We start from the raw sequence: 4,947 nt of genomic DNA on the forward strand, positions 1-4,947 counted from the left end.
AAATTGAAGGTCTTGGGAAAGACGCTGTAGCTGATAAAGCTGCTCGTTTGAAAGCTGAAGCTGAAGCTAACGAAGCAAAAGCAAAAGCAATTGAAGCTAAAAACACGCCTGCTGTTGAAGAGGCTCCTGCAGTTGAAGAAGCTGAGGCTGCAACAGAAGAAGCTGCTGAAGAAACAACTGAAGCTCCTGCAGAGGATGCTCCGGCTGCTGAAGGAGAAGCTGAGGCTTAATTCATTAAAAGTTGATCAATGCAACATTCTGATTGCTTTCAACTTGGTTATATTGCGAAACTTCACGGATACAAAGGTGAAGTTTCGCTTTTTTTAGACGTAACCAATCCGGAAGATTACCGCACTCTTGATGCTTTTTTTATCGATATCAACGGTCAGTTGACTCCTTTCTTTGTTCAATCTTTTCAATTGAAAAACAAAGGATTTGCAGCGATTAAACTGGAAGGTGTCGACTCTGAAAACGACGCGAAGGTCATTCTTCGAAAAAGCTGTTACCTCCCTCTATCCATTCTTCCCGAATTGGACGACAAACATTTCTACGATCACGAGATCATCGGTTTTAAATTGGTCGATACGCACTACGGAGAAGCCGGAATAATTGAACAGGTTGTCGACAACAGTGTCAATCCGCTGATCGTGGTGATAAATGGTGAAAAAGAAATTCTAATTCCATTCATCGACGGTCTTATTCAAAAGGTAGACCGCAAATCCAAAACATTACATGTAACGGCTCCTCATGGGCTCATCGAAATGTATATGGGAGAATGAGTGTTTTTAAATTCAAACACTTTCAAATTCAACAAAAACATGCCGCTCTGAAAGTTGGAACCGATTCAATGATTCTCGGTTCTCTCTGTCAATGGAATTCCCCAAAAAGGCTTTTAGATATCGGAACAGGAACAGGTGTTCTGGCATTAATGTGCGCTCAGCGCTTTCTATTCGAAGAAATCATCGGGCTTGAAATCTCGGAAGAGGCGTTCATTGATGCAATGGAAAATGCTGAAAGTTCACCTTTTCAAAGCCGGATTTCCGTTTTTAACCAGGCACTTCAGGATTATCAGTCCGAGTCTCCATTTGATGCCATTATCAGCAACCCTCCCTTTTTTGAAAACAGTTTCAAAAATGCCGACAGCCAAAAAACACTGGCAAGACATACAGACAGTCTGACTTTTGAAGAGTTGCTGAATTCGATTGCGAATTTGCTTTCTTCCGATGGAAAAGCCTGGCTTATTATTCCTTTTGATGCTTTCGATTCATTGATCCGACTTGCGGAGCGGAACAACTTATTTCCGGCGGACTTGATTACTATTTTTGGTAAACCCAATAAGTCTGCACGAGTTGTTCTCTCTCTTCAAAAAAAGCAAGTGGATGCGAAAAAATCCTCTCTTTGCATTCGCGATGAACACGGAAAATATACTCCCGAGTACAAAGTACTCACCAGAGATTTTCACGACCGGGTTTTAGATTAATCCTGCTATTTCTTCCTGAATTTCGACGCCATTATGCTCATTGTACCAATTCTGCAGCCGAATCTTCACTTCTTCAAAAGGAGCCTTGCTCGCATGCATTTCCTGGTAAAGTGTTTGACATTCTGCAGGTCTTGGTCCCCAGCTTGCCAAATCTTTTCCTTCGGTGTTACGGATCACCAATTTAGGAATGGCTTTTCCACCATTCGTCAGGTACTCCTGAATACGATACGGCTCTGAATCGCGCAATTCCAAATCCAGATGAATCAATGGATTCAGATCTGCCATCATTTTGATGAACGGCACAATATGCGCCGCATCTCCGCACCAGGGTTCTGTGATCAGAATCCAGCTTTGTGGTTCTTTGATGTTCCCGATTTTCTCCCGGACCTGAGGCAGAATTTCTCCTTTTTTCAACCAACGGTTCATTCGCGACCAATTCAATTTGGTGTAATTGAAATAATCCGGGTTATCGTAAGGCGCTTCGGGCTTCGGTGAGTTTAAAATTTGTTCGAAAAGTTCTAAATAAGTTTGAAAAGTCATGACCTGTAAATTTGATCGTCAAAGGTAGTTTCAATTCGTTTCGGAGATCCTCAAAAAACGATAAAATATTTGGGGGATGGTCATTTAGGATTTCAAGAGTCAAAATGCCATTTCGCAATATTACGTCCGGTATTGTGAAGGGAAATTCTCGTTCAGATTTTCATTAAACACATCAAGATCTGGCTATTTTATTTCCTAAAAGTTAGGTAATACAAGCTCTGAATTCAAATTATGCGTAAGAAATTCGTTTTAAATCTTTGGAACCATTCAACAATACAAAGCGACAAAAGTGTGAAGGTAATTCCGCAATATTACGTCCATTACGACTTTACATCATAGATCAACTCAGAAAGGTTCTCTTCCTTGAAATAAGTCTGAGCAATTTCCTGCAATTCTTCACTTGTCAACTTATCAATACTCGCGTACATTTCCTGAATCGTATCAATTTGATTGAACAAGAGCAGGGATTTCCCCAAGCCCTGCATCAAGCCCAGATTGGAATCAAGGGACAAAGCAATATGTCCTTTCAACTGCTCTTTTGCCTGCTGCAATTGTTTCGTCGTGAGCGGAATTTCGCGCAATTTCTTCAATTCCGCGTAAATAATCTTAATGGTTTTGGAAAGATATTTTTGATCCGTTCCGAAATAAATGGACCAATAACCCAAATCCGGATAAGGTGAATATTGTGCTTCAATATTATATGTGTACCCGTATTTTTCGCGGACAGACAAAATTAACCTGGAATTCATTGCCGGCCCACCAAGTACGTTTGTCAACATCGTCATTCCTCTCCGGTGATCGCTGTTATATCCGGGAGCAATTCCACCGATAATTGCGTGAGCTTGATAGTTTCCTTCCTCTACGCGCTTTTTAATCGGTTGATATGTATCAAAAGGTCTTGGAATGGCTTTTGTTTTTCCGCTCGGCATGGAATTGAAATTCTTTTCCAGGCATTTTACCAATGTATTCAAGGGAATATCTCCAACAAAAGAAAGTACCGTATTCTCTGTAAAGAAAAACTTCTCGACATAACTTTTCAAGGCTTCTCTACCGAAAGATTGCACCGATTCCGGAGTTCCCAAAATATTATTTCCCAAAGGATGATTCGGGAAAATCAATGCTTCGTAATCATCAAAAATTTTATCGCTTGGATTGTCGAGATAGGAATTCAATTCATCCAGAACAATTTCCTTTTCTTTCTGTATTTCTTTCTCCGGAAAATTACTATTGATGGCAATATCAGAAAGCAATTCTGCCGCCCGGTTCAGGTGCGATTTGACAAAAGAAGCATACAAACAAATCTCTTCTTTCGTCGTATATGCATTCAATTCTCCTCCTACAGAATCCAGCCTGGAGAGAATATGAAATGCCTTTCGTTTTTCCGTCCCTTTAAAAATGCTGTGTTCCAGAAAATGTGCAAGACCAACCTCGTGATCTTCTTCAAACCGGGAACCGGCAAGCACAGTGACGCCCAAATGTGCAACCGGTGAATTTGCGTGCAAATAAACCAATCGCAGTCCATTGGAAAGGGTATAAATATGAGGTAATAATTCTATCATTCGCTATGGATTCTTGCGGTATAATTCCCAAGAATTGTCGGATTTCAAGTTAAAAACAATGCGGTCGTGCAGCCGGGAAGATCTTCCCTGCCAAAACTCCACATTCGAGGGTTTAATGATGTAACCACCCCAATGATCCGGTCGCGGTACAAAATCCGGAAATTTTTCAGCATAATCAGCCACGCGGTTTTCCAATTCTTCTCTTGAAAGAAGTACTTCGCTCTGATGAGAAGCCCAGGCTCCCAATTTACTTCCTCTCGGTCTCGATTCGAAATAAGCATCGCTCATTTCAGCGGGAACTTTCTCTGCAAATCCGGAAATACTGACTTGCCTTTCCATTTCCGGCCAATACAACAAAGCATGAACCTTCGGATTTGCTTCAATGGCTTTTCCCTTATCACTTAAGTAATTGGTATAAAAAACAATTCCTTCTTCCAGCAATTCTTTCCAATAAACCACGCGGGCTCTGGGAAATCCGTCCAAACCAATCGTTGACACAGTCATGGCATTCGGCTCAGTAGTCGGCTTTTCAATTGCTTCACGCATCCATTTGGATAACAGCGCAAAAGGCTCATCACCAACATGTTCTTCCAGTTTTCCCTGGTCAAATTGGTGATGATCGTTCCGAATCACTTTCAAAAAGTCATCCATTTCTTATTCTTCTTCTCCGAATTGATCGTCAATCACTGAGTCTTCGTCATCGCCTTCAAGCTCATCTGCATCGGATCCGGGAGCCGAGAAAACAGTTTTTGTTCCCATCGCGTGCTCAGCTACTTCAGCTTTCACTTGTCTTTCAAAATCAACAGCTACACGGTCTTCAGACTCATCTCCAAAAGGGAAAACGTCGACAATCGGTGAAATGGTAATGGAAGGAATCACATAATCAATCATCATTCCACCCAGGCTTTCTTTCAAACGCTCAAAAGCATCTTTCACGGAATGCGCTGTTACAATGAAGTTTTGAGAAACTTTTTTAGCCTTTGCACCTTCTTCTCCGCCATCGCCTCCGGCTTCGTATGTGATTTTACATTTGTACCAAACATCTGCATCTTCGTAATGGAAAATGTCGTGGAAATCGGTACGGGTAATTCCCGTCACGACAAACTCGCCACGGATCAAACTTCCCAATTCTTCGTAGATTCTTGCTTCAGCATCCGTAAAAGTCATTGCTGCAACCAAATACGGTTCCGAAACGCGCTTGAAAGTACCATCTTCCAATTGCTTTGTATATTTAACCTTAACGGTAAACCAACTGTTCATTTAATCAAAATTTTAGAGAAACAAAGATACGACTAATTGAAAATGTAAAATGTAAAATTGAAAAGTAATCACAGGATTTATGAAATTTAACTTTTACCTTTTCAATTC

General features: G+C 41.0%; 6 protein-coding genes and 1 pseudogene. 3 read left to right on the forward strand and 4 right to left on the reverse strand.

Annotated elements, in window-relative coordinates:
- The 3 genes and pseudogenes from rpsP to Q1V93_RS10510 form a co-directional block, all read left to right on the forward strand.
- Positions 1-230, forward strand: a pseudogene (gene rpsP, locus Q1V93_RS10500) (30S ribosomal protein S16); the annotation flags it as partial.
- An 18-nt stretch (positions 231-248) separates the two neighbouring features.
- Positions 249-779: a ribosome maturation factor RimM gene (rimM, locus tag Q1V93_RS10505; RefSeq protein WP_300664464.1), complete on the forward strand. Its 531-nt coding sequence runs from the start codon at positions 249-251 to the stop codon at positions 777-779.
- Positions 776-1,480, forward strand: a complete 705-nt coding sequence (locus Q1V93_RS10510; protein ID WP_300664466.1) for a methyltransferase — start codon at positions 776-778, stop codon at positions 1,478-1,480. Before rimM ends, Q1V93_RS10510 begins: the two co-directional genes overlap by 4 nt.
- On the opposite strand, the gene Q1V93_RS10515 is transcribed toward Q1V93_RS10510, so the two are convergent.
- From Q1V93_RS10515 to Q1V93_RS10530, 4 genes are all read right to left on the reverse strand, one after another.
- A complete protein-coding gene (locus Q1V93_RS10515) occupies positions 1,472-2,020 on the reverse strand; it encodes a thioredoxin family protein (protein WP_300664468.1) in 549 nt (182 codons plus the stop codon). The two genes, Q1V93_RS10510 and Q1V93_RS10515, sit on opposite strands and share 9 nt — an antisense overlap.
- A gap of 320 nt (positions 2,021-2,340) precedes the next feature.
- Positions 2,341-3,579, reverse strand: a complete 1,239-nt coding sequence (locus tag Q1V93_RS10520) for a pitrilysin family protein (protein WP_300664470.1) — start codon at positions 3,577-3,579, stop codon at positions 2,341-2,343.
- Between the two features lie 3 nt (positions 3,580-3,582).
- Positions 3,583-4,230, reverse strand: a complete 648-nt coding sequence (gene pdxH, locus Q1V93_RS10525) for a pyridoxamine 5'-phosphate oxidase (RefSeq protein WP_300664472.1) — start codon at positions 4,228-4,230, stop codon at positions 3,583-3,585.
- Between the two features lie 3 nt (positions 4,231-4,233).
- A complete protein-coding gene (locus Q1V93_RS10530; RefSeq protein ID WP_300664474.1) occupies positions 4,234-4,839 on the reverse strand; it encodes a DUF4494 domain-containing protein in 606 nt (201 codons plus the stop codon).
- Between the last annotated feature and the right edge of the window lie 108 nt (positions 4,840-4,947).

Source organism: Fluviicola sp. (assembly GCF_030151805.1).
Classification (GTDB): Bacteria; Bacteroidota; Bacteroidia; order Flavobacteriales_D; family Crocinitomicaceae; genus Fluviicola.

Coding starts and splice junctions, on each gene's coding strand:
- rimM (WP_300664464.1), top strand. CDS start 249: ATGCAACATTCTGATTGCTTTCAACTTGGTTATATTGCGAAACTTCAC.
- Q1V93_RS10510 (WP_300664466.1), top strand. CDS start 776: ATGAGTGTTTTTAAATTCAAACACTTTCAAATTCAACAAAAACATGCC.
- Q1V93_RS10515 (WP_300664468.1), bottom strand. CDS start 2,020: ATGACTTTTCAAACTTATTTAGAACTTTTCGAACAAATTTTAAACTCA.
- Q1V93_RS10520 (WP_300664470.1), bottom strand. CDS start 3,579: ATGATAGAATTATTACCTCATATTTATACCCTTTCCAATGGACTGCGA.
- pdxH (WP_300664472.1), bottom strand. CDS start 4,230: ATGGATGACTTTTTGAAAGTGATTCGGAACGATCATCACCAATTTGAC.
- Q1V93_RS10530 (WP_300664474.1), bottom strand. CDS start 4,839: ATGAACAGTTGGTTTACCGTTAAGGTTAAATATACAAAGCAATTGGAA.